Origin of the sequence: Lysinibacillus sp. FSL K6-1151 (genome assembly GCF_038630755.1) — a bacterium.
Classification (GTDB): Bacteria; Bacillota; Bacilli; order Bacillales_A; family Planococcaceae; genus Lysinibacillus; species Lysinibacillus fusiformis_D.
This window is the reverse complement of sequence record NZ_CP152040.1, coordinates 1,191,773-1,214,363: the sequence shown is the minus strand read 5'-3', so window position 1 is coordinate 1,214,363 and position 22,591 is coordinate 1,191,773. Positions and strand designations below refer to the sequence as shown.

Annotated in this window: 19 protein-coding genes; all 19 read right to left on the bottom strand. The window is 39.3% G+C overall.

The features are described 5' to 3' along the window. Position 1: 1 nt before the first annotated feature. The 19 genes from MHI04_RS05670 to MHI04_RS05580 all read right to left on the bottom strand — a co-directional run bounded on the left by MHI04_RS05670 (position 2) and on the right by MHI04_RS05580 (position 22,591). Complete coding sequence (locus tag MHI04_RS05670; RefSeq protein WP_342535395.1) at positions 2-1,648, bottom strand: glycerol-3-phosphate dehydrogenase/oxidase; 1,647 nt, start codon at positions 1,646-1,648, stop codon at positions 2-4. 18 nt (positions 1,649-1,666) lie between these two features. Beyond that, on the bottom strand, positions 1,667-3,160 hold the full coding sequence (glpK, locus tag MHI04_RS05665; protein WP_342535394.1) for a glycerol kinase GlpK: 1,494 nt from the start codon (positions 3,158-3,160) through the stop codon (positions 1,667-1,669). A 19-nt stretch (positions 3,161-3,179) separates the two neighbouring features. Next, the gene (gene mutL / locus MHI04_RS05660) at positions 3,180-5,042 is read right to left on the bottom strand and encodes a DNA mismatch repair endonuclease MutL (protein WP_342535393.1); all 1,863 of its coding nucleotides are present in this window, start codon (positions 5,040-5,042) and stop codon (positions 3,180-3,182) included. A gap of 19 nt (positions 5,043-5,061) precedes the next feature. After that, on the bottom strand, positions 5,062-7,632 hold the full coding sequence (gene mutS, locus MHI04_RS05655) for a DNA mismatch repair protein MutS (RefSeq protein ID WP_342535392.1): 2,571 nt from the start codon (positions 7,630-7,632) through the stop codon (positions 5,062-5,064). Between the two features lie 128 nt (positions 7,633-7,760). Continuing rightward, positions 7,761-8,408, bottom strand: coding sequence for an outer spore coat protein CotE (cotE, locus tag MHI04_RS05650; RefSeq protein ID WP_170829783.1), 648 nt, complete (start codon positions 8,406-8,408; stop codon positions 7,761-7,763). 135 nt (positions 8,409-8,543) lie between these two features. Continuing rightward, positions 8,544-8,981, bottom strand: a complete 438-nt coding sequence (locus MHI04_RS05645; protein ID WP_058844648.1) for a RicAFT regulatory complex protein RicA family protein — start codon at positions 8,979-8,981, stop codon at positions 8,544-8,546. Further along, positions 8,982-10,526, bottom strand: a complete 1,545-nt coding sequence (gene miaB, locus MHI04_RS05640; RefSeq protein ID WP_058844647.1) for a tRNA (N6-isopentenyl adenosine(37)-C2)-methylthiotransferase MiaB — start codon at positions 10,524-10,526, stop codon at positions 8,982-8,984. It abuts the gene before it with no gap. Between the two features lie 203 nt (positions 10,527-10,729). Then, positions 10,730-11,998, bottom strand: a complete 1,269-nt coding sequence (locus tag MHI04_RS05635; protein WP_342535391.1) for an ATP-grasp domain-containing protein — start codon at positions 11,996-11,998, stop codon at positions 10,730-10,732. Between the two features lie 570 nt (positions 11,999-12,568). Further along, a complete protein-coding gene (locus MHI04_RS05630) occupies positions 12,569-13,582 on the bottom strand; it encodes a histidinol phosphate phosphatase domain-containing protein (protein WP_342535390.1) in 1,014 nt (337 codons plus the stop codon). Then, positions 13,582-14,364 carry a DeoR/GlpR family DNA-binding transcription regulator gene (locus MHI04_RS05625; RefSeq protein WP_036121221.1) on the bottom strand — a complete coding sequence of 261 codons (783 nt, stop codon included), beginning with the start codon at positions 14,362-14,364 and terminating at the stop codon, positions 13,582-13,584. Before MHI04_RS05625 ends, MHI04_RS05630 begins: the two co-directional genes overlap by 1 nt. Further along, complete coding sequence (locus MHI04_RS05620; protein ID WP_271912541.1) at positions 14,361-15,362, bottom strand: ABC transporter ATP-binding protein; 1,002 nt, start codon at positions 15,360-15,362, stop codon at positions 14,361-14,363. The genes MHI04_RS05625 and MHI04_RS05620 overlap by 4 nt, the downstream gene beginning before the upstream one ends. Then, positions 15,359-16,144, bottom strand: coding sequence for an ABC transporter permease subunit (locus MHI04_RS05615; protein ID WP_141903508.1), 786 nt, complete (start codon positions 16,142-16,144; stop codon positions 15,359-15,361). The genes MHI04_RS05620 and MHI04_RS05615 overlap by 4 nt, the downstream gene beginning before the upstream one ends. Continuing rightward, positions 16,141-16,986 (bottom strand): ABC transporter permease subunit, encoded by an 846-nt coding sequence (locus MHI04_RS05610; RefSeq protein ID WP_170829782.1) that lies wholly within the window; start codon positions 16,984-16,986, stop codon positions 16,141-16,143. The genes MHI04_RS05615 and MHI04_RS05610 overlap by 4 nt, the downstream gene beginning before the upstream one ends. Positions 16,987-17,058: 72 nt before the next feature. Continuing rightward, positions 17,059-17,895 (bottom strand): alkaline phosphatase family protein, encoded by an 837-nt coding sequence (locus tag MHI04_RS05605; RefSeq protein WP_058843915.1) that lies wholly within the window; start codon positions 17,893-17,895, stop codon positions 17,059-17,061. Beyond that, positions 17,885-18,973, bottom strand: coding sequence for an extracellular solute-binding protein (locus MHI04_RS05600; protein ID WP_342504048.1), 1,089 nt, complete (start codon positions 18,971-18,973; stop codon positions 17,885-17,887). Before MHI04_RS05600 ends, MHI04_RS05605 begins: the two co-directional genes overlap by 11 nt. 241 nt (positions 18,974-19,214) lie before the next feature. Beyond that, complete coding sequence (locus tag MHI04_RS05595) at positions 19,215-19,592, bottom strand: 2-oxoglutarate ferredoxin oxidoreductase subunit beta (RefSeq protein WP_230593789.1); 378 nt, start codon at positions 19,590-19,592, stop codon at positions 19,215-19,217. A gap of 209 nt (positions 19,593-19,801) precedes the next feature. After that, the gene (locus MHI04_RS05590) at positions 19,802-21,175 is read right to left on the bottom strand and encodes a HAMP domain-containing sensor histidine kinase (protein WP_342535389.1); all 1,374 of its coding nucleotides are present in this window, start codon (positions 21,173-21,175) and stop codon (positions 19,802-19,804) included. Further along, positions 21,166-21,825, bottom strand: a complete 660-nt coding sequence (locus MHI04_RS05585; RefSeq protein ID WP_036121239.1) for a response regulator transcription factor — start codon at positions 21,823-21,825, stop codon at positions 21,166-21,168. Before MHI04_RS05585 ends, MHI04_RS05590 begins: the two co-directional genes overlap by 10 nt. 10 nt (positions 21,826-21,835) lie before the next feature. After that, a complete protein-coding gene (locus MHI04_RS05580) occupies positions 21,836-22,591 on the bottom strand; it encodes a lantibiotic immunity ABC transporter MutG family permease subunit (protein ID WP_089932025.1) in 756 nt (251 codons plus the stop codon).

Sequence of the window (22,591 nt, the reverse complement as noted above, 5' to 3'; positions counted from 1 at the left end):
CTTACTCCCCTTTTTTCACAAAATTTGTTGCATCCTTAATGGCTTGCTCTAATTCAGCCATATACTTGTGTTTTTGTTCCTCCGTATAATTCAAGTGTTGTTGCATCACTTGAATTACTTGCTGCTTATAAAGCTTGACAGCCTCAATATCGAAGTAAAGCAAGCCTGTACGACGAATAAAGAAGTCGCTCGGTGTATAGACCATTTCCTCTTCCATGCCATACAGTAGCATAGCGTGTAAAGCTAGAGGCATTGTACTGCCATGTTCATGTAAAAATTTAACACGATTAAATAATCCATCTACATTTGTGCCATACTTTTGTACAAGCTGTTTGGCTTCATCATAATTTAAGCCGTATTGTACACCTTCTCGTGCTTTATAAGCCATATAGTCAGGGAAATTAATCGCGTTGATTCCTTTTGCACCAGACAGTGAGAGCTCACGTGTTAAACAAGCACTTGCATGCTTATAGCGACGAGCTTTTACAATTTTATCGACAATTGTTTCAGCCATTTGACGATAGCCTGTAAGCTTACCGCCAGCGATTGTCATTAAACCACTTGGCGCTGTCCATATTTCATCTTTCCTTGAAATTTCAGAAGGGTCCTTTCCTTTTTCATAAATGAGCGGGCGTACTCCTGCCCAGGATGATTCAATCGTTTCTCTTGTAATAGTAGCAGTTGGAAAGATTTTTTTAGCAGCCTCAATTAAATAATCTACATCTTGCTGTGTAGCAATAGGGTGTACAAGATTTCCCTCAAAGACTGTATCCGTTGTCCCTATATAGGTTTTGTCATCTCGCGGAATTGCAAAAGCCATACGCCCATCAGGAATATCAAAATAAACAGCTTGCTTCAGTGGAAAATCCTTTTGGTTGAGGACAATATGAACGCCTTTTGTCAGACGTAATTGCTTGTTATCTGTTACTTTATCCTTGTGTCGTACGTCATCTACCCAAGGGCCTGTAGCATTGACAATTTGTGCTGCATGTACATCGAGTATTGTTCCCGTAACATGATCCTTCACTTTAATGCCAACAAGCTTTTTCTTTTTGTAGATAAATTCCGTCATCTCTGCATAATTGAGACACAATGCTCCATATTCTGCAGCCTTTTTCAATACTTCAATCGTCAGACGTGCATCATCCGTACGATATTCAACATAATACCCTCCACCCACAAGTCCATCTTCATTAAGTAAAGGTTCTAATGCTAGGGTTTCTTGGACGTTTAACATTGTTCTACGTTCATGTTTTTTGACACCCGCCAAGCGGTCATAAACCTTTAATGCTATAGATGTTGTAAACGGACTAAGTGAGCCCTTCTTATATAAAGGTAATAGCATTTTTTCAGGCGTTGTGACATGAACCGCATTATCATAAACGATTTCACGTTCACGCCCCACTTCCGCTACGACACCCACATCAAATTGCTTTAAATAACGTAGGCCACCGTGAATCAGCTTGGTTGAACGGCTCGACGTACCAGCTGAAAAATCCTGCATGTCAATTAATGCGACAGAAAGGCCTCTTGATGCGGCATCTAATGCAATTCCTGCACCTGTAATACCACCACCAATGACTAATACGTCAAAGCTATAGTGCTCTAGATAATATAAAATTTTTGGACGATGCTCAAATGAAAACATACCTTTCTCCCCCAATAGCTATGATTTAAAAATTCGTGTGGCCTCTACAGCCTTTTGCCAGCCAGTATAAAGAGCTGTGGCTTGCTCGTCCTCCATTTGTGGTTGGTAGGTTTGGCCACTCATCCATAATGCAGATAAGGTCTCTTGGTTTGGCCAAAAGTTTGTGGCAAGACCTGCTAAATAGGCTGCACCTAGTGCTGTTGATTCATTAAGCTGTGCTAGCTCAACTTGTAGCTGTAAAACATCACTTTGGAACTGCATTAAAAACTGATTTTTAACAGCCCCACCATCGACACGGAGTACTTCAATCGGGGTACCCGCTGCTTCTTCCATTGCATCCAGTACATCCTTTGTTTGATAGGCTAATGATTCAAGTGTTGCCCGGATGAAATGCTCTTTTGATGTTCCTCGTGTTAAGCCAAAAATGGCACCACGAGCATCTGTATCCCAATAAGGAGTTCCTAGACCAACAAAGGCAGGGACAATGTAGACACCATCCGTGTTCTTCACCTTTTTAGCATAGGTTTCGGAATCCTCAGCAGTACGAATCATACGTAGCCCATCTCGTAGCCATTGGATTGCTGACCCTGCTACAAAAACACTACCTTCTAATGCATAGGTCACTTTTCCATCTATCCCCCAAGCAATAGTCGTCAGTAAACCATTTTCAGAGGTCACTGCTTGCTGGCCTGTATTTAATAGCATAAAACAGCCAGTACCGTAAGTGTTTTTAGCCATTCCTTTTGTAAAGCAAGTTTGACCAAAAAGAGCGGCTTGTTGATCACCTGCAATCCCTGCAATCGGAATTTTTTCACCAAAGAAAATACTTGGTGCTGTTTCCGTGTATATTTCAGATGAATTTTTCACTTCAGGTAACATTGACATTGGAATAGCTAAAAGCTGACAAAGCTCATCATCCCATTGCAATTCATGAATATTGTAAAGCAATGTTCGAGCTGCATTTGAATAGTCGGTTACATGAGCCTTTCCTTTTGATAATCGCCAAACAATCCAAGAATCAATCGTCCCAAATAGCAAATTTCCATTGTTTGCCATTGCGCGTGCGCCATCCACATTGTCTAAAATCCATTTAATTTTTGTTGCAGAAAAATAAGCATCTAGGCGTAGCCCTGTTTTTTGCTGAAAAAGCTCTTCATGGCCTTGATCTTTTAAGGTATTCACAATGTCCTGTGTTTGGCGCGATTGCCAGACAATCGCATTGTAAATGGGCTGACCTGTCTTTTTATCCCATACAACTGTCGTTTCGCGTTGATTGGTAATGCCAATGGCATGTACGTCACTTGCTTCGTGCCCACTTTCGGTTAAGACCGCCGCAATAACGGCTAGAATAGAACCCCAAATTTCATTTGCATTATGCTCTACCCAGCCAGCCTTCGGAAAAATTTGCTGAAATTCTTTTTGTGCGACATGAACAATTTCACCTTTTTTATTAAATAAAATAGCCCTTGAACTTGTCGTTCCTTGATCAATCGCTAAAATAAATTCGCCCATCCCAACTTCCCCCTTGTCACTACATAACCCGTTTGAACATTTTTTCCACTTCATACGATGTAAAATGAATAAGCACTGGACGTCCATGAGGGCATGTAAATGGATTATCTGCATTACGTAAATCTCGTAGTAATGTTTCCATTTGTTCTTTTGTTAAATAATGATTGGCTTTGATCGATTTTTTACAGCTCATCATAATCGCCGCTGCTTCACGTAATTTTTTGACATCGGCCTTTTTCGTTGTTAGCACCTGTTCAATTAAATCCTCAATGATTTCCTGCTCTTCCCCTTGTGGGAACCAACTTGGGTGCTCACGTACAACAAAAGATGACTGACCAAATTCCTCTAAAAATACACCTACAGCTTCTAGCTCATGCTTGTATTCTCGTAAAATAAGTGCTTCATCGGCCGCATAGTGGAAAGTTAGTGGAAGCAATAATGCTTGACGTTCATGCGGATTGACTTGACCGACCTTTTCACGGAAAAATTCATATTTAATGCGTTCTTGTGCAGCATGTTGATCAATTAAATAAAAACCATCTTCCATTTGTGCAACAATGTATGTGCCATGGATTTGCCCAACTACTTCTAGTTCAGGAAATGGCTCTTTCGTAGACTCATTCTCAATTACTTTTTGTTGTTCTACACTGCTTACTTGTTCAACTGTCTCAGTCTCCAATCGCAGATCGGGCTGCCAGCTATCCTCTATCATAGTAGGTACAGGCTCTGGCACGACCAACTGTTCACGATTGCTCTCTTGAATGGTTTGGACATCATATAGTTTCTCAACAATTGCATGCATCTTCTCTACATCTATTTTGGGAGCAGGCTTCCAAATATTAAGTTGCTCATTAGTAGGTTTGACACTTTTTTCTTTCTTCTCCATCTGAGGTACGCGAATAACGCTGCGTATTTTTTCACGGATGGTTTCCTCGATTAATTTCAAAAGCTCTGGCTCTTTACTTAAACGAATTTGATGTTTCGCAGGATGCACATTGACATCTGTTAAATAAGGATCTCCCTCTATATAAAGGACAACTATCGGATAGCGTTCGATGGGTAAATACGTATGGTAGGCATCCACAACCATTTTTTGCACTAAATAATGCTTGACCCAGCGACCATTAACAAACAGAGACATATAATTTTTGGAAGCACGTGTCACCTCAGGCAAGGACACAAAGCCAGAAATTCGATAATCATATGATTCGCCTTGGAACGGCACCATCTTCTTGGCATTATGTACACCGTAAATAGCGGCCAGTACTTGTTGCACATCTCCTCGCCCATTGGTTTGCAATAATTGTTGACCATTATGCAGTAATCTGAATGCAATTTGTGGATTGCTAAGTGCTAGGCGATTCATTAGGTCTATCGTATGCCCAAGTTCAGTTTGAATAGTTTTCATATATTTTAAGCGTGCGGGCGTGTTAAAAAATAGCTGAGATACCGTTAAATCCGTACCTTTACGCAAAGGGCCAGGCTTATGTGTTAGGATATGTCCACCTTCAAGCTCTAAATGCGTTCCAGATTCACCATTTGATGTTATCAGCGTCATTTTAGAAACAGAAGCAATGGATGCCAATGCTTCCCCACGGAAACCAAGTGTACGAATGCGGAATAAATCATGTTCCTGATGAATTTTACTAGTAGCATGGCGAGAGAATGACATCAATGCATCCTCTTCATCCATACCATTACCATTATCTATTACTTGAATGGAAGTGAGACCCGCTTCTAGTAAAAAAACATCAATGGACGTACTCCCCGCATCAATGGCATTTTCCACTAGCTCTTTGACAACAGAAGCTGGTCTTTCTACTACCTCTCCTGCTGCGATTTTATTGGATAGCCACTCGTCCATAATTTGTATGTTTCCCACTAACGTATCACTCCTTTATCTATTTTTTTACGTTGATTAGCTCTTGCTGTAGCGCATATAAAATATTCATTGCCTGCATAGGTGAAGTGCCTAAAATATTGACTTTTTCTAATTTTTTTAGCACCTCTGCCTCGGCTGGTGAAATCGGCTCTTCCTCTGCAAACAAAGACATTTGCACGGGTTGTTCAGCCATTACTTGTGTTTCAGCAACTACTTCTTTCCCAGCCTCAAAATTCTCCAGTAAAACACGCGCTCTCGCTAAAATTTCTTCTGGCAATTGTGCGAGCTGTGCTACATGAATACCATAGGATTTATCAGCGGCTCCTTTTTTCACCTTATGCAAGAACACAACCGTTCCATTTTTTTCCGTAGCCGATACATGGACATTTTGTAAGCGAGGTAAATCCTTTTCCAGTGCCGTTAATTCATGATAATGCGTAGAAAACAACGTATTTGCACCGATTTTATCATGAATATATTCCATCATCGATTGTGCCAAACTCATGCCGTCATAAGTCGATGTGCCACGTCCGATTTCATCAAATAGCATCAAGCTATTTTTTGTTGCATGCATAATAGCATGTTGTGATTCAAGCATTTCTACCATAAATGTGGATTGTCCTGCTGCTAAATCATCAGCCGCTCCAATGCGCGTAAAAATTTGATCGGTAATAGGCAGTCTCGCCTTTTCAGCAGGTACATAACAGCCCATTTGCGCCATAACAACAATTAAGGCTACTTGGCGCATATAAGTACTTTTACCAGACATATTCGGCCCTGTAATAAGCATCATATTATGCTGCTCTTCTAGCACACAATCATTTGGTACATACATTTGCTTATTTAACATTTTTTCAACAACTGGATGTCGTCCCTCTATAATTTCGAGCGCACGTCCACCATGAAATTCTGGTTTTGTAAAACGATATTTTTCTGAAACACTTGCAAAGCTTAGTAAAACATCTAGCTCACTAATACTTGCTGCAAGTGCTTGTACACGTGGGATATATGCCTTTAATGCCTCTCGAATTTCCACAAACAGATTGTACTCTAATGTTAAGCTTTCTTCCTCTGCATTTAAAATTAATGCTTCTTTTTCTTTTAGTTCGTGTGTAATATAGCGCTCTGCATTCGCCAACGTTTGTTTGCGCTCATAGCGTGTTAAGTCCGCTAAATGAATATTCGATTTTGTAATTTCAATATAGTAGCCAAAAATTCGATTATAGCCTATTTTTAAATTTTTAATGCCTGTTTTCATTCGCTCTTCTTGTTCAAGTTGGGCAATCCAATCTTTACCGTTGCGAGCAGCATAGCGTAGTTCGTCTAAGCGCTCATTGTAGCCATCACGGATGACATCCCCTTCTTTAATGGTAATAGGTGGATTATCAGTGATCGCCATTGCTAATAAAGCCTCGACATCTGTGCATGTATCAAGTGCTGCACCTAGTTGCTGTAACGTCTCTTTATTTGCCCCCATCAGCTGCTGCTGAATAGCTGGCACTTGGCGCAATGAATCACGTAATTGGGCTAAATCACGTCCGCCTACATTGCCAAACGCAACACGACCAGCCAAACGCTCTAAATCATATACTTGTTTTAAGGAAGCTTGTAGCTCAGTGCGCACAAAATATTCTTCCAATAAATCCGTGACAATCGCCAGCCTGTCCTCAATCGCTGTACGAGTAGCCAGCGGCTGATGTAGCCATTGTTTTAATTTTCGCCCACCCATTGCTGTCACGGTATCATCTAATAGCCATAAAAGTGTTCCTTTTTGGTCTCCACCACGAATCGATTGAATCAACTCTAAATTTCGTTTGGAGCTAGAATCAATGCGTAAATAATTTTTAATTTCATTAAACGTGAAAGCTTGAATATGCGATAAAGAGCGCATTTGTGTTTGATCGATATACGCTAACAAACGAAGACAGGCAACTTGTAATGGCTGAGGTACGGCTTCTAAATAGCTTGCTGCTTTGTCCATAGGCATTTCATCCACTTCAACTGATAGCACAATCCCAGCATGAACGGCGTGCTCTGCTAATAGTAGCTGTAAACTATCCGTTACAATAAGCTCTCGAATACCATAAGCCTGCATTTGCATTAAGAGGGCTTTTCCATCGCCTTCAATAGAAGAAGCCACTGCTTCACCTGTCGATAAATCTAAATAGGCATAGCCAAATGTCGTGTCATCTAATTGCTCTGCTGCCCCAATAAAGTGGTTGGTTTTACCGTCAAGCGCCTTACCTTCCATAATGGTTCCGGGTGTGATAAGCTGAACCACTTCACGTTTGACCACACCTTTTGCTTGCTTTGGATCTTCTGTTTGTTCACAAATCGCCACTTTATAGCCCTTTTGCACAAGTGTTTCAATATAATTTTTAGCCGAATGATGCGGCACACCGCACATTGGTATTCGCTCTTTTGCGCCTGCATCTCGGCTCGTTAATGTAATCTCTAAAATTTGTGAGGCATTGATGGCATCCTCAAAAAACATTTCATAAAAGTCACCTAATCTAAAAAATAAAAAGGCATCTTTGTAGTCTTCCTTTACCTGTAGATACTGTTGCATCATTGGTGTATATGTTGTCATATAATTATTTACCTCGCTCTTACCATATAGATATTTTTATTATAACAAAAGATACATGCGAAACGCTTCCTTCACCTTTTTTAAGATGCTAGCATTTCGCATGTATCAAAAAATGATGTTTTTTAGACTTATCTTGGTCGTTCATCAGGAAACGATGAGGACTCTAACACATACCTGCTTTCTCCATCAGAGCTGGAAGATGAGCTGGAGCTTGATGAGGAGGATGAAGAACTTTCATCATTAAAGCTCCAATCTTCTTCATAGTCTAATGGATGGACACTAATACAAATTGTTGTTTCACCCATTACTTCGACAACTACTTCACGTTCTACAACAATTTCAAACTTCGTACCACATGGAGAGATAATCGCTTCAATACAATTTGGTTCTTGTATCACACGTACACGAACATCATCACCAACGCTAATTTCACCTTCACGATAATGAAGCTTCACTTTGTCTTTATAGTGAACCGTTTCGGAAAACACAGCTGTTTTCGAATGGTTACTATAGGCATACCACACATTGACATCAAATTTCCCAGTTACTTCTACAAATTTCCCGACTCTTTTCGCAGAGCAAGTATGATTGATTACCCAGCATCCTAAAATACTTGTCGGTTTATTTGTTGGTGATAATGTTACACGTTCTTCCGTTCTCTTCTTCCCTTTGGCAACTACTGCTTTCGTCACGATTTGTCGTAAACGTTTCAGCGCAATTCCTCCTTCGACTCTTTTCACTCCATCATATGCAGGTAGCGCCCATTGGGTGAACATATATTTTTAGAGAATGAAAAGTATCGTCCAAATCTTTTTCCGTGAGAGGTCTGCTATAGCATGGGAATGCTTCAATAGAAGAAGACATGAAAAAAGCTCGAATGCTGTCATTCGAGCTTTGATTTCGAGGATTTATTAAGAGCAGCTACCTGGCTGAGTATTTTCTACGTATGAACCCGTTTCACCACGAAGAACATCGCCACCAGTTGAGCGAACAATTTCATTTGTAACATTATTTGCGATGGTATTCGATACCAGTTGCAATAAATCATTGACATCGCCTTGTGATTCTTTAAATTGTTGCACAACTGGAATAGCATTAATTTCTTCTTCGATTTTAGCAATTTTATCTTCAATCATTTTTAATGCTTTTTCTTTCCCTAAGTGTTGGAAATTAACCGCCTGTTTTTGTAAGCTTTTTAAGCTTGCAATACGTTCACGTACTTGTTGATTTTCATTAATCTGTGCTTCTGCCTTTTTGAAAAATTCAACCTCTGGTGTATTTGCAATCATATGTGCAATTTCATGTGATTTTTTAATTAAATCTTCTTTTGTATATAACACTTGTGTCATTTACGCTTCCACCTTTTCATTTTTTACGACTTCCACAAATTCACCCGTAAGTGAATAAGATGTAGTCTCTATTATTTTTACTTTTACTAATTGACCAATTACTTCTGCTGGTGCTTTAAAGTTAACTAAACGATTTTTCCGCGTATAGCCCGCTAGCACATCGTCTCGTCGTTTACTTGTACCTTCAACTAATACTTCGACAACCTCACCATTTAACCGTTCTAATGCTTTGCGTGAGTATTCACCCACCACTTCATTTAAACGTTGAAGACGCTCTTTTTTCACCTCTTCAGGTACATTGTCGACCATTTTGGCAGCTGGTGTTCCTTCACGAGGAGAATAAATATACGTAAATGCAGCCTCAAAGCCAACTTCACGATATAAGGACAATGTTTCCTCAAATTGCTCCTCTGTTTCATTCGGATAGCCAACGATAATATCTGTTGTTAATGTTACTTCAGGTATTGCGGCTTTAATTCTGTCTACTAAACCAAGGAAATGCTCTCGTGTGTATTTACGCGCCATAATTTTTAGGACGTCATTCGAGCCAGATTGAACTGGTAAATGGATATGCTCCACTAAGTTGCCACGCTTTGCAAGGATTTCGATTAAATGATCATCAAAATCACGCGGATGACTCGTAGTAAAACGGATACGTGGAATATCGATCTTTCTTAATTCATCCATTAAATCGCCAAGACGATAGTCGATATCCTCAAAATCCTTCCCGTAAGCGTTGACATTTTGTCCCAGCAGCATAATTTCTTTATAGCCCGCAGCCGCTAACTCACGAACTTCGGCAATGATTTCCTCTGGACGACGACTGCGCTCTTTACCACGAGTATATGGAACGATACAATACGTACAGAATTTATCGCAACCATACATAATATTAACCCAAGCCTTAATGGAGCCAAGTCGTTTTTTCGGCAGATTTTCAATGACATCGCCTTCTTTAGACCAAACCTCAATCACCATTTCCTTCGACATATAGGCTTCTTTTAAAATGTTTGGTAAACGGTGAATATTGTGCGTACCAAATACCATATCGACGTGTGGATAGCTTCTTAAAATTTTATTAACAACAGATTCCTCTTGCGACATACAGCCACAAACCCCGATAAGCATCTCAGGGTTTTTTCGTTTATATTTCAGCAGGAAACCCAGTTCTCCAAATACTTTGTTTTCTGCATTTTCACGAATAGCACATGTATTCAGCAAGACAACGTCAGCCTCTTCAATCATCTCTGTTGGTGTGTAACCAAGCTGCATAAAAATCCCGGCCATCACTTCTGTGTCATGCTCATTCATTTGGCAGCCATAAGTACGAATATAGAAGGTGCGATCTTTGCCCATTCCTGCGAACTCTTCTGCAATGCTAAAATCCTTATGATACTTGACATCTTCTTTGCCACGTTTTTTAGCATCTTTTAAGGAAGGTGCTGTAAAGACCTTCTCAAAATATTTACTATAATCCTTTTCAGGCTTGTCTTCTTTTTTTGGTTGATTGACCTGTTGATTAGCTAAGCGTTGTTCCTCATTCATCGCAATCAGGTAACTCCTTTCAAACGAAATCCATGCACTTGAATTCCCATTTTATTATTATACTGAATAGTTGATACTTCCTACAAGGTTTGCGCCTCAAATGTCGTGGTTTCGACTTAATTACATGATGATAGGAGTAATTATCCATCAGCTTTAGCGTTCTATCCTTCAGTTTTGAAGCGCTATCCTTTCGTTTACATATGCTAACCATCGCTTTCATTAAAATACTTGCTGTACTTTACATGTAAGTACTGATTATACAATTTCAGCTTCATCCAACGTTTAATATTCATATCTTCTTTATACAGTAATGCATCTGTGTATTGTCCTTCTTTCACTAATCGCTTTGCTTCTAATTTTAATTTTTCATTGTTCATGTGTTTAAATAAAGTTTTTAGCGGAAGTAGTGACCATAGATGCTTAGTTTGGACATACGTTCGTTCATGATAAACGCCAAGCAAATAATCATCCACCATATACTGCATTAAATTATGACCGCTCGCCGTCACATAGTAGCTGGAAGCCCCTGCTCGCAAATTCATTTCAAATAGCTTATAGATCCCGTCTCGAGCATCATATTTCATATCAAAATTAGCAAAACCTGTATAGCCAATGTCCTCTAAAAAGTATCGAATGGAATCCATTAGCTGTTCATCGTAGTCTGTCATAACAGCTAAAGAAATACCTTTATTTTGCGGAGAAGGATCTTCAAGCAGTTTATTGCTGACACACATCAATTTGACTTTATGATCTCTTCCTACAAATACATCTAGTACACGAATAGAAGAATCATCACCTGGAATAAATTCTTGAACAATCAAGGAATCTTCATAGCTAGAACGATAAATACTGCGAATAATGTATTGCATCTCACTGGCATTATTTGCAAGAAATATTTTTTTCTTTTCGGGAAATGAACAGTGCGTATATGTCACTGCATTGGAAGGTTTAATGATAATGGGATACTGGAAAGGGAGTTCGCTGACTGCGTGATGCTCATTAGTTATGATCATGGTTTTGGGGTAGTTTAACTTATACTGATCACAAAGCTGATAAAATTTTTCCTTCGTTTGCACCTTCTTTAGTAAAGCTTGATCTATATAAGGTAAAATAAAATATTTTTCAAGCCGTTCTTTATTTTCAATGATAAGCTCTGCATAATAGCAGTCACAAACGATTAAAATCAATTTATTCTGTTGGCACTGCATGGCAACCTCGATTAAAGCTTGTACAAAATGGGCAGGGTCATCTAGACGCTCTACATAGTGAAAGTCCAGAATGCTACTATTTTGCGTAGCAATTCCCTGTGAGCCTCCCAAAAAGAGTGAACGCATTGTTGCCCCTTTTACAGTGGGCTCAATAACAAGACTCTTGATACGATACGCTTCATAAAAAGAGCGGGCAACCCCGTAGGCATACTGACCCGATTGTATAATAATAGGTAAAAAGGGTTGTTCTTTTATACATGTCAATTTGACTCGCCTCACATTATAAAAATGAATTTAATCATTTGTATGCCAGCTACATTATACTTATGTAACAGAATGAAAAGGCACTATTATGTAACTTTAGTGCCTTTTCATAGTGTTGAAAAACAAAACTATCCATAGAATTTTTGTGAAAGGTGAAAATGGATTTCCGTTGCAGATTACTTACTTTCCTGTCGGCTCGCCTGTCTCGCTATCCCACGGGAGTCAAGTAGCCTTCCACTCCATAAAAATGTTAACTTTTTTTTGCAAAGGTTCAAGTGGAGGGATGTTGTCACACATCACTTCTCCACATTGAAAATAAGAGGCTATCTCCTCTCTTATAATATAAATAATGGGCTATTTTGTTCAGGAAAAGACACTTTTGCAGAATGGTTGATTGGAGCGGAGCCAACGTCACTCCTAGGGGATTAGCGTCACAGTTGAGACATTGGAGCGAACGGAGTGAGTGAAGCAGCTCGTCGGACGCCCCCTGGAAAGGACGCTGGCAGAACGGAAATCAACCCCTCGCCTTTCAAAATGGCTGTTTCTGCTGTTGACATCACCTTTTTTCCATCACGTTAATGCTATCATTTTTTTGACTCGCTGCTCAAAAGCAACAATAGCTTGAACACCGTGATTTTTTAGTAGCTCGGTATTAGCACTTGTATATTTACCTAGATCATCAGGGAAATGCGCATCAGAGGATATAGTAAAAGCCACTCCATGGTCAAGTAAGGTTTGTAAAAAACGAGGGCCTGGGCACATTTCCTTTACAGGGTAACGATAATACAGCCCAGCATTGATTTCAGTGGCAGTTTGAGTTGTCGTTAGGGCCTGGGCAATCCGTTTATACCAGGCATCAAGAAAAGCATGATTCTCCACCTGATAATTAAATACTTTAAAATTATCTAAATGTGCAACAAAATCAAACATATTGGAATGAATCATTTGCTCGACAACCTTAAAAAATTGCTCATAACTTTGTTGTAAAGCAGACTGATCCATTTGCTCAAAAAGATGTTGTGTTTGAGGATTATCAAAGCCCCAGCCGTCAACAAAATGGACAGAACCAATCACATAATCCCAAGGATAACCAGCTAATAAAGCAGCTAATTGCTCTTCCCCGCCAATAAAATAATCTGCCTCTATACCCAGTCTCAAAGTAATGCCATGTTGATGCCATTTTTCCTTCGCCTGCTGAATGGTCGACACAAAGGCATCTATATTCTCTGTCATCACGCGATCTAGCCAATAGCGCTGTACTTGACCAATCTCACTATCATCCAACCTCATAAAGCGTTCAAAATAGGCACGCGTTTCTTGAAAACGATATAAATGATCAACAATGCCTACCTCACGCAAGCCAAGCTGCTTGGCCTGTTCGAGATATAAATCCAACCATTCCTCACTATAACACCCCTTTTGTACTCGCTGTACTAACCGCTGTACTTGACAGGACATTTGTTGCTTGGAGCCTTTTTTCGCCTTATCCTCATGCTGGAAAAACTCCAGTGCCTGTGATGTACGCTCTAGCCAGCGAAATGAATAAGGTCCCTCTTCTAAATGTACATGATAATCAATTGTCATCAGCTTTTCCCTCCATTACATACCGTCCATTTTTCCTCATAGGCTTGCCATTCTAATGGACAAGTACTTTCACAAAGAATTTCTGTACATTCATCAAGATGACAAATTTGAAAAAATGATTTGCCATTTATTTTGGTTGCATCGGCTAATAAATAACTCACTTTACTATGCTTGAGCATCTTCTTAGAAATAAGGGATTCATCCAAATCGTAATCATAAACAATGCCCTCACTAATGCCACCGCACGATAAAAATGTCTTATCAAAATTCATATTATCAAGCATCTCTAAAGTCATAGCACCTGCAACTGAAGATTGTTTTGGATTTGCAGTGCCTCCTAGTAATATGACCTTGCCTGTCATACGTCGTTCTTCTATGGCTAAATTAAATTGTATTGCTGCTGCAATCGAGTTCGTTACAACCGTTATATCATCAACCGCTAGTAAAAAATCGGCCATATGGACCGTTGTCGTACCTGTATCAATTGCAATGGTATCACCATCACAAATACGTTTTGCTGCCATACGAGCAATTTGGCGCTTTGCCTCTTTTTGCATTTGCAGCTTGCGTAAAAATACGGGCTCGTTGCGCACGTTCGTATATTTAATAGCCCCACCATGGACTCTTGATAATAAATGCTGCTGCTCTAATTCATCAAAATCTCGGCGAATTGTTTCTGGTGCTACCTGAAGGGCATCGGCAATATTGGCAACAATGATTTTCCCGTCTCTCTCTAATTGCTTTAATATAAAATCAAATCTTTCAAGTTTGGCGTACGTCATGATAGTGCAATCACATCTTCTTTTGCGACATAACAGTTATAGGATTTGCCCATTTCAATCGAATAGCCTTGTTGATGTAGTTGTTCCATTGTAAACACCGTTTCACCATCAAATGTAGTACGAATAATATTGCCACTCATTAATGATTGTTTAGCGATTCCTACTAGACACATATCTCCTTCTCGTTGATTGAGATGCAGTGCTTCTGGTCGAATGGCAAATTTAGAGGCTTGCTCGACTAAAGATTCTCCAAGCATGTTTTCTAAAGTCTCGCGTGTAAAGACATTATAATGCCCAATAAAGTTTGCAATAAATTCATTATTCGGTCTTGTATAAATCTCTGTTGGTGTACCGTTTTGAGCAATGCTCCCATTATTCATGACAAATATTCTGTCTGAAACGGCCATAGCCTCTTCCTGATCGTGCGTTACCAAAATCATTGTCATATTGAGCTTACGTTGAATAGCTCGTAAATCTGCTTGTAGCTTCTTGCGAATTTGAGCATCGAGTGCACTAAGGGGTTCATCTAATAGCAGCACTTTAGGACGGACGATTAACGCACGTGCCAGAGCAACACGCTGCTGTTGCCCCCCCGATAATTCGTTCGGGTAAGCATTGGCTTTCTCACTTAGATGAACGAGGGCTAGCATTTCTTGAACACGCTGCTCGATGTCTGCCGCATTGACTTTTTGCATGCGCAAACCAAAGGCAACATTTTCTTGCACAGTCATATTAGGAAAGAGTGCATAGGATTGAAAGACCATGCCCACTTGACGATCCTTTGGCTGTACGCCACTCATATCTTTTCCTTCAATTGTAATTTTACCAGACGATGCATCTGTTAAGCCTGCCACAATGCGCAAAATGGTGCTCTTGCCACAGCCGCTAGGACCTAACAATGTTATAAATTCACCCTTTTGGATATTCATCTGAATATTGCTTAAAACCGTTGCTTGTCCATATTTTTTATGAAGCCCTTCAATAATAAGATAACTCATAGATTTGTAGCACCTTTCGATCGTTTTGTTACAATGGCAATGACAAATGTTAATAGACCCATTAGCACGATATAGATAAAAACAACTGCACTTGCAATATGTCCACTTGTGCTAAGCTTTTTCATTAAGTAAATTTGAACTGTTTCAAAGCGAGAACCAACCACAAGGTTAATCAAAACAAATTCACCAAATAAGACGGAGAATGATAACAAAGCACCTGCAAATAAGCCTGGATAAACGGTAGGTAGTAGAATTTTTGTGAAAGCCTGCCTTTTTGATGCACCAAGCAATTGGGCCGCATCAAGTAGCTGCCTTGCATCTATATTTCTTAAACTATTTCTTGTTCCTTGATAGATATAAGGAAGAATCCCCACCACATAGGCTCCTAGAACAACGAATATCATTGGTATACCTATTTGGCTATACACTCGAATGAGCCCTACAGCTAAAATGATTCCAGGGAAAGAATAGACCATGACCACTGCTATCTGTATCCATTTTTCGTATGTAGGAAAATACAAAACAATAACGAAAATGGCTGGCACAATGACAAGGAGTGCAATACTAACCGCACCACTTGCTAATAACACAGAACGGCCAAATGCCTGGATAAAATCGGTATCCTGAAACAATGTGGCAAGCCATTTTAATGTAAGTCCTTCTGGTAATATTGTTTTATTCCATTTCGATGCAAATGCATAAAGCGTCGTTGCCAATACTGGCAATAGTAAATACCCCACTAACAGGAGGAAAAAGAAATCAGCCAAGCCTCGCTTTTTCATTTTACTTTCCTCCTTGTTTTAGAGATACTCCACTCACTAATTAGCATGGCTGTCACCATTGTCACTGCTAATATAACAGCAATGGCACTAGCTAGCTCTGGCTGAGCAAAAATATCACCTTTTATTAAGGAACCTATACGAATGGCCACTAAATTATAATTACTGCTTGTTAGAGCATAGGCAGAGGCATACGCTCCCATTGCATTAGCGAATAACACACTAAACGTTCCTACAATCCCAGGTAACATAACTGGTAAACCAATCTTCAGCCAAAATTGCCAACTAGACGCTCCTAATAAAGCTGCTGCCTCCTTCCACTGTTGCTGAATCCCATCATAAATGGGATATAACAACATAAGCGATAATGGCAGCTGGAAGTAAATATAAATAAGTAATAAACCGCCCCAGCTATAAAGAGAAAAGGATGTCAAAGCATCAATGTCCCATTTTTCAAATAACAATGTAAATAGACCACTATTACCAAGTAAAACGATAAAAGCAAATGCTAACGGAATACCTGAAAAATTGGATGTTAAGTTCGTTAGTATTAAAATTTTCTCCCGTACTGGCTCAGTCAACTTCATCATGGCATAAACAGCGAACAATGTGACTACTAATGCAATAACAGCCGATACAACAGACAATGTAATACTATTTTTAAAGCCTTGCAATATATAGTCGTTCGTAAAAATGGACTCGTATTGCGTTAATGTAAAGCCCTCACTATTTTGAAAGCTCGTAATAAGCATATACAGTAAAGGCACTAGGAAAAATAATAAGAGTAGTACAAGAAAAGGCGAAAGCCAGGCAATGGACTGCCGCTTCGATATCAACACAACCACTTCTTTCTATAATTACTTGCGGCTCAAGAAGGATAGTAGTCGCTCCAACCTAAAAGGAGCGACTATTCTTAGCTATACCTCTTTTGCTGTATACACACCTTCTAGCAAAAGGGGCACCATATCATCCGCAGGCTCCATATTTAATAAATGACAACACAGTGGTGCAATTTGTAATTGCGAAATAATCCCTTCTTTTATACCAGCCTTGACGGAATCCGAAATGACAAACAGTGGGACATGACGATCCTCATGCGTTGTTCCACCATGATTACCATCACTTGTCATACCATGGTCAGCCGTCACAATTACCTCATAGCCCTGTGCCATACACTTTGGAATAAATAATGAGAGCAGAGCATCCATCGCTAACACACGATTGCGGTATTGTGCAGAATCCGCCGTAAATTTGTGACCATCATCATCAACATTCATAGGATGAATATAAAGGAAATCAGGCTGCTTTTGATCCATTAACCAAGCTGCATCAGCAAATACATGACTATCTGGATAATGATCCTCAAAATAGAACAAGCCATTGTCAATCGGTAATTGCGTATCAAGCTGTAGCCTGTCCTCCATATAGTTAAATGGTGCTCTATTATAAAGCTCACTCACCCAATAATAGGCGGAGGCTGCCGTGGATAAACCATGCTCCTTCGCGACATGAAAGACACTTTTCTGCGTCGATAAGCGTACCGTCATATTGCTAGTAACGCCATGAACAATGGGGGGTGTCCCCGTTAAAATCGTCTCATATAATGGCCTTGATAATGATGGCACCTCTGCGCAAATCTTATAGCGAGCAGCCACCTGACGCTCCACTAAATGGTGCAAGAATCCCATATGTGTACAGGCTGTATCAAAGCGCAATGCATCGATGACAATAAGAACCACTTTGTTATTTTGCATGGATTAACACCTGCTCTTGATAGAGTTGAGGGATTTGCTTTGTTGTTTCTTCCCATTTCTTTTGATCTTTTACTGGCTGTGCATTCGTATACATATCTGCTGGTAATAATAAATCCTTTACATCTTGTGGAAGTTCTACGTTGTCTCGAATCGGACGCGCATAGCCTTTTGCTAAATTTTCTTGACCAGCGTCAGATAGAATGTATTCACGTGCTAGCATGGCAGCATGAGGGTTTTTGGCATATTTATTAATAATTGTTGCATAACCAGAAGTAACAGATCCTTCCTTTGGTATCACTACATCGAAGCGCTCCTCATCGATTTGGTGACGATAGCCTAATGCATTAAAATCCCATAAAATCGCTACATCGATTTCACCTTTTTCTAAGTTCGCTACTGATGGATCCCCCTGTAAACGACCTTGTTTCGCTAATTCAGCAAAGAAATCAACGCCTGGCTGGATGTTTGATTCATCTCCACCAAAGGCCATAGCTGCTGCTAAAATAGCAAACTGCGCTTGGTTAGCTGTTAATGCATCTCCAATACTGACTGTATAATCCCCATTTTTCAGATCCTCCCATGAGGTCGGGGCATTCTTTACATTATTTGTATCTGTTAAAAATGAAATTGTTCCAGTATAGCCAACAATCCAGTTCCCTTCATCGTCTTTTGCCCAATCCGGTATTTCATCCCAGTAGGAAGTTTTATATGGTAATGTTAAGCCCTTGTCCTTGGCGATTGGTCCAAAAGCAATTCCAACATCCCCAATATCGGCTGTCGCATCATCTTTCTCTGCTTCAAACTTCGCTAATTCCTCAGCACTCGACATATCCGTATCCTTGTGTTTGATGCTATATTCGGTTCCTAGCTCTTCCCAAGTTTCCACCCAGTTCGCCCATGTATCTGGCATACCAACAGAGTTAACAATGCCCTCTTCCTTTGCTTTTTCTGTAATTTCTTCAAGCGATAAATCCTTGTTTACCTCATTTGCACTAGATGAACTGTCAGAACAAGCTGCCAACATGGAAATGGCTAATGCACCGATTAGACCTTTTTTCCACAATTTTTGAATTGCCATGTGTTGGACCCTCCATTTGTTTTGGTTTATTTTTATTTGCTTACAACCCTAATGGTATAAAACAAACATTAAGCAAGTATGGAGGTCTTAAAAATATTTAGTAAAAATTATTGAGAAATTATAAATATCTATGAAAATACTTAATAAGTGAAGGAACATTGTAAAGCTGAATGGAGGAGATGAAGAAGAAATCTAGTTTTGTATGTGTACGTTGGCTTTACCAGACGTACACATACCTAGATTATTTGGAGAGACCTAAAAAATCTGCATATGTATGCGGCTCATTTTCCTTTAGAATTGTTAAAAATGTAAACGCCAGTTGCACAACTGACCACCATCTCATATTGTAGGACATCTCAAAACGAGAAGGTTCTAACGTAAAGACATCTTGAAAAATCGTGAGCGGCTCGATTTGCTCATCTTTTAAAATAGATAGAAAGCCCAGAAACAACGTATGATCCTTCACTTCAATCAGTTTGTCATCTACAAGAGCATCAATATTTTCAGGTTGCTGAAAATTACACTGTGTAGCTACATAACGCTCTAAATCCTGAGCACGCTTTCGATCTTCACGTTCCTTTTTCTTTGCAATAAAATCAATGACGTTATTCACGTGCATCGCCTCTTTTTTTCTTTTATTGTAGCATTTTTTAAAAGAACATTGCCCGCACCGCCCCCTACAATTTTTACATGAAACCTTTAATTGTGCTTTTACTCACGATTGTACATTGAATACTCGTGATTGCAGTGTCTTTACTCACGGTAGCAGTACTTTTACTCGCGATTGATCGCTAAATAATCGCTAACAATAAAAAAGACATCTTATAATTAAGACGTCGCAATGGTGATTATCACTTTTCCTCCTCCCGTTATTGAATCATTAGCCAACGTTAGTGTTCCACCATGTTTTTGAATGATGGACTCGGCAATATAAAGCCCCATGCCATGATGATTTGCTGCATTTCTACTTGGATCTCCCTGATAAAATTGCTTTGTGGCTCTCTTTAAATCTTGCGATGAAAAACCAGCCCCACTATCCATCACAGTAAAATGAATAATATCGGCCTCTCCCTGAACAGATAAAGTGACTTTGCTATTATGTGGCGTGTGCTCTATAGCATTAACAATCAAATTTAATAAAGCTCGATAAAAAAGCTCCTCCTCTATCATAAAGGCATCAGGCAGTTTATCCTTTTCTACACTAACTTCAAGATTTTTTTCTAAAGCAAGCGCCTTCATTTGCTGTTCTAGCTGTTGTATAAATGAAGCCAGCTCTACAGTTGTTTTTACACCACCAACACTTTGCTCCATATTGGATATATCCATTAATTGCTTTGTGAATTTTTCAATTTCTAGCGTATTTTTTAATATATAAGTGTTGTATTCTTTTTGTACTTCATCTTGAACAGTATCCAATAAAAGTTCCGCATTTCCTCTAATAATCGTAAGAGGTGTTTTCAAATCATGAGCAAGTGCAGAAATTTGTTCTCTGCGTGCTCTCTCTGCCTGCCATTGTTGTGTCAATGAAGTATTTAATGCCTCCTTCATCTGCTCAAAGGAGAGTGCAATATCATCAATTTCTCGAATCCCAGATGGTTTTATATGAAAATCTAAATTTTGATGTTGGATTTTTTCAATGGCTTCTTGTAGGCCCAACATTTTTCGTTTAAGTCTTCTGCCGAAATGCACAGCAAGTACCGTTGCCTGTACGATAACGCCTATAATAAACAATAGTAAAGCCGTTAATTGGGGATTAGGTAAATATTTTCTCATAACAGGTGAGCGATACTCAGGGACTAAACCATAGCGTAAAATACACACTTCCTGTTCTCGCTCAACAAATGCATAAAATCGAACATTACTTTTCGTCTCTCCCTTTTGCTTTAAACGCCATGCATGGGAAGCCTCTTTTTCTGTTAAAGTACCAGAAAGAAATTCCCCCTTATTAGAAATCACTGCGTAGTCTACAAGATCAGGAATCATATCATCTGTGACCTCACTGCTTGTAGCAATACGGTCTTTCGCTAAAGTGATTTGTGTTTCAGCATAATTGGCTGGCAAAATAATAGTAGCTGAAAAAGCAAACATAAATAAACCGATTAATAGTGCCCCTAATAAAATGATACTTAAGCAAAGAAAGAATAAATATCTCAGGAAAAATGTATGAAGGTGTGTTCCTTTCCTCGGTTTTATCATCTCCATTTATAGCCGATCCCCCAAACCGTATCAATGACATCTATGTCAAACGCATGTAGCTTTGACCGAATATTTTTGACATGTTCTGTTATCGCTGTACTGTCACTTTTGCCATCAAATCCAAAAATTGATTCGTATATCTGTTCTTTTGAGAAAACTTGCCCACGATGCCGTGCTAAAAATTCACATATTTCATACTCACTTTTAGTTAGCAGGATGCGCTCATTCTGAACAAACAGTTCTTTACCAGAAAGATTAAAATGAACTTTATCACTATAAAGGATGTTCCGCTTCTCTCTGCTTTCCCGTCGGATATGCGCATTCACCCTTGCCCGTAGCTCTCCAATGCCAAATGGTTTAATCAAATAATCATCTGCACCTAAGCCTAAACCATACATCACATCTTCTTCTAAGGATTTAGCTGTAAGAAAAAGAATCGGACAATCTACAGCATGCCGAATTTGCCCACATAATGTAAAGCCATCCATAATAGGCATCATCACATCAAGCAAAATTAAATCAAAGGAACCTAAATCCATCTTTCCTACTTCTGTCGGTTCGGACACAATGGTTACTAAGTGTTTATCTTTATAAAGTGCATTCTTTATCAACATTAAAATATCTACTTCATCATCCACTACTAATATATTTGCCATAATTCACCCTCTAATTTTCAGATGCTCTACCTTCCCATCTCCAAAACCATAAACAAGACAGCGCAAAAGTCAATAGGATACCCCCTAAGCACGCCATTATGCCAGTTTGAATACTTGTTTTGAGCAATGTTAAATCGGTTCCCATCGATGTTAAAATCCATAATGAAACAAAATGACCGCTCCATCCATAAGGGAAAAAGGGCCAAATACGATCCCCTAAGCCTGTAAGCAATAGGGCGACCAACAGCGCTTCTACAATACCTAAACCAATCGAAGCGCCTTTACCAAATTGGAGGCTTACAAATAAATGTAACATATAGAAAATCACATGACTGCCGAATAGAATACAAGCAGCCATACTATAAAATGAATAGCTCAAATCTACTTCATGTAATAATTCTCTAAAGCCAAAACTAAAAATAGCTATAGATAGAAAGATGGCTCCAAAGCTAAACAATAATAATAAGATGAGCTTGCTCATGTATGCCTTTATTTTTATGTTTGTTGTAGCTAGCATGCCTTGGAAACGACCAGCGTTTGCTTCTTGCTCAGATGCCATAGCACATACTAATCCTATAATAATCGGTAGCCCACAAGCTAACCCCTGAAAATAGGCAGTTACTTTTCCTTGAAAATCCCATGGCGAATAGGAGTAGTAGGCTAGAAATAGCCCAGAAATAGCAAGGGGGACAAGTATATGTGTCAGCAAAAAAGGTGTTCGTTTTGTTTTAAGGCATTCCACTCTCAATAATCGTAACATGTCCAT

Coding starts and splice junctions, on each gene's coding strand:
- MHI04_RS05585 (WP_036121239.1), bottom strand. CDS start 21,825: ATGGCAAATATATTAGTAGTGGATGATGAAGTAGATATTTTAATGTTG.
- MHI04_RS05605 (WP_058843915.1), bottom strand. CDS start 17,895: ATGCAAAATAACAAAGTGGTTCTTATTGTCATCGATGCATTGCGCTTT.
- MHI04_RS05625 (WP_036121221.1), bottom strand. CDS start 14,364: ATGACGTACGCCAAACTTGAAAGATTTGATTTTATATTAAAGCAATTA.
- MHI04_RS05590 (WP_342535389.1), bottom strand. CDS start 21,175: ATGGAGATGATAAAACCGAGGAAAGGAACACACCTTCATACATTTTTC.
- cotE (WP_170829783.1), bottom strand. CDS start 8,408: ATGTTCACCCAATGGGCGCTACCTGCATATGATGGAGTGAAAAGAGTC.
- MHI04_RS05615 (WP_141903508.1), bottom strand. CDS start 16,144: ATGAAAAAGCGAGGCTTGGCTGATTTCTTTTTCCTCCTGTTAGTGGGG.
- MHI04_RS05595 (WP_230593789.1), bottom strand. CDS start 19,592: ATGCACGTGAATAACGTCATTGATTTTATTGCAAAGAAAAAGGAACGT.
- MHI04_RS05600 (WP_342504048.1), bottom strand. CDS start 18,973: ATGGCAATTCAAAAATTGTGGAAAAAAGGTCTAATCGGTGCATTAGCC.
- MHI04_RS05620 (WP_271912541.1), bottom strand. CDS start 15,362: ATGAGTTATCTTATTATTGAAGGGCTTCATAAAAAATATGGACAAGCA.
- MHI04_RS05670 (WP_342535395.1), bottom strand. CDS start 1,648: ATGTTTTCATTTGAGCATCGTCCAAAAATTTTATATTATCTAGAGCAC.
- MHI04_RS05630 (WP_342535390.1), bottom strand. CDS start 13,582: ATGACAATTGATTATCATGTACATTTAGAAGAGGGACCTTATTCATTT.
- miaB (WP_058844647.1), bottom strand. CDS start 10,526: ATGAATGAGGAACAACGCTTAGCTAATCAACAGGTCAATCAACCAAAA.
- glpK (WP_342535394.1), bottom strand. CDS start 3,160: ATGGGCGAATTTATTTTAGCGATTGATCAAGGAACGACAAGTTCAAGG.
- mutS (WP_342535392.1), bottom strand. CDS start 7,632: ATGACAACATATACACCAATGATGCAACAGTATCTACAGGTAAAGGAA.
- MHI04_RS05645 (WP_058844648.1), bottom strand. CDS start 8,981: ATGACACAAGTGTTATATACAAAAGAAGATTTAATTAAAAAATCACAT.
- MHI04_RS05580 (WP_089932025.1), bottom strand. CDS start 22,591: ATGGACATGTTACGATTATTGAGAGTGGAATGCCTTAAAACAAAACGA.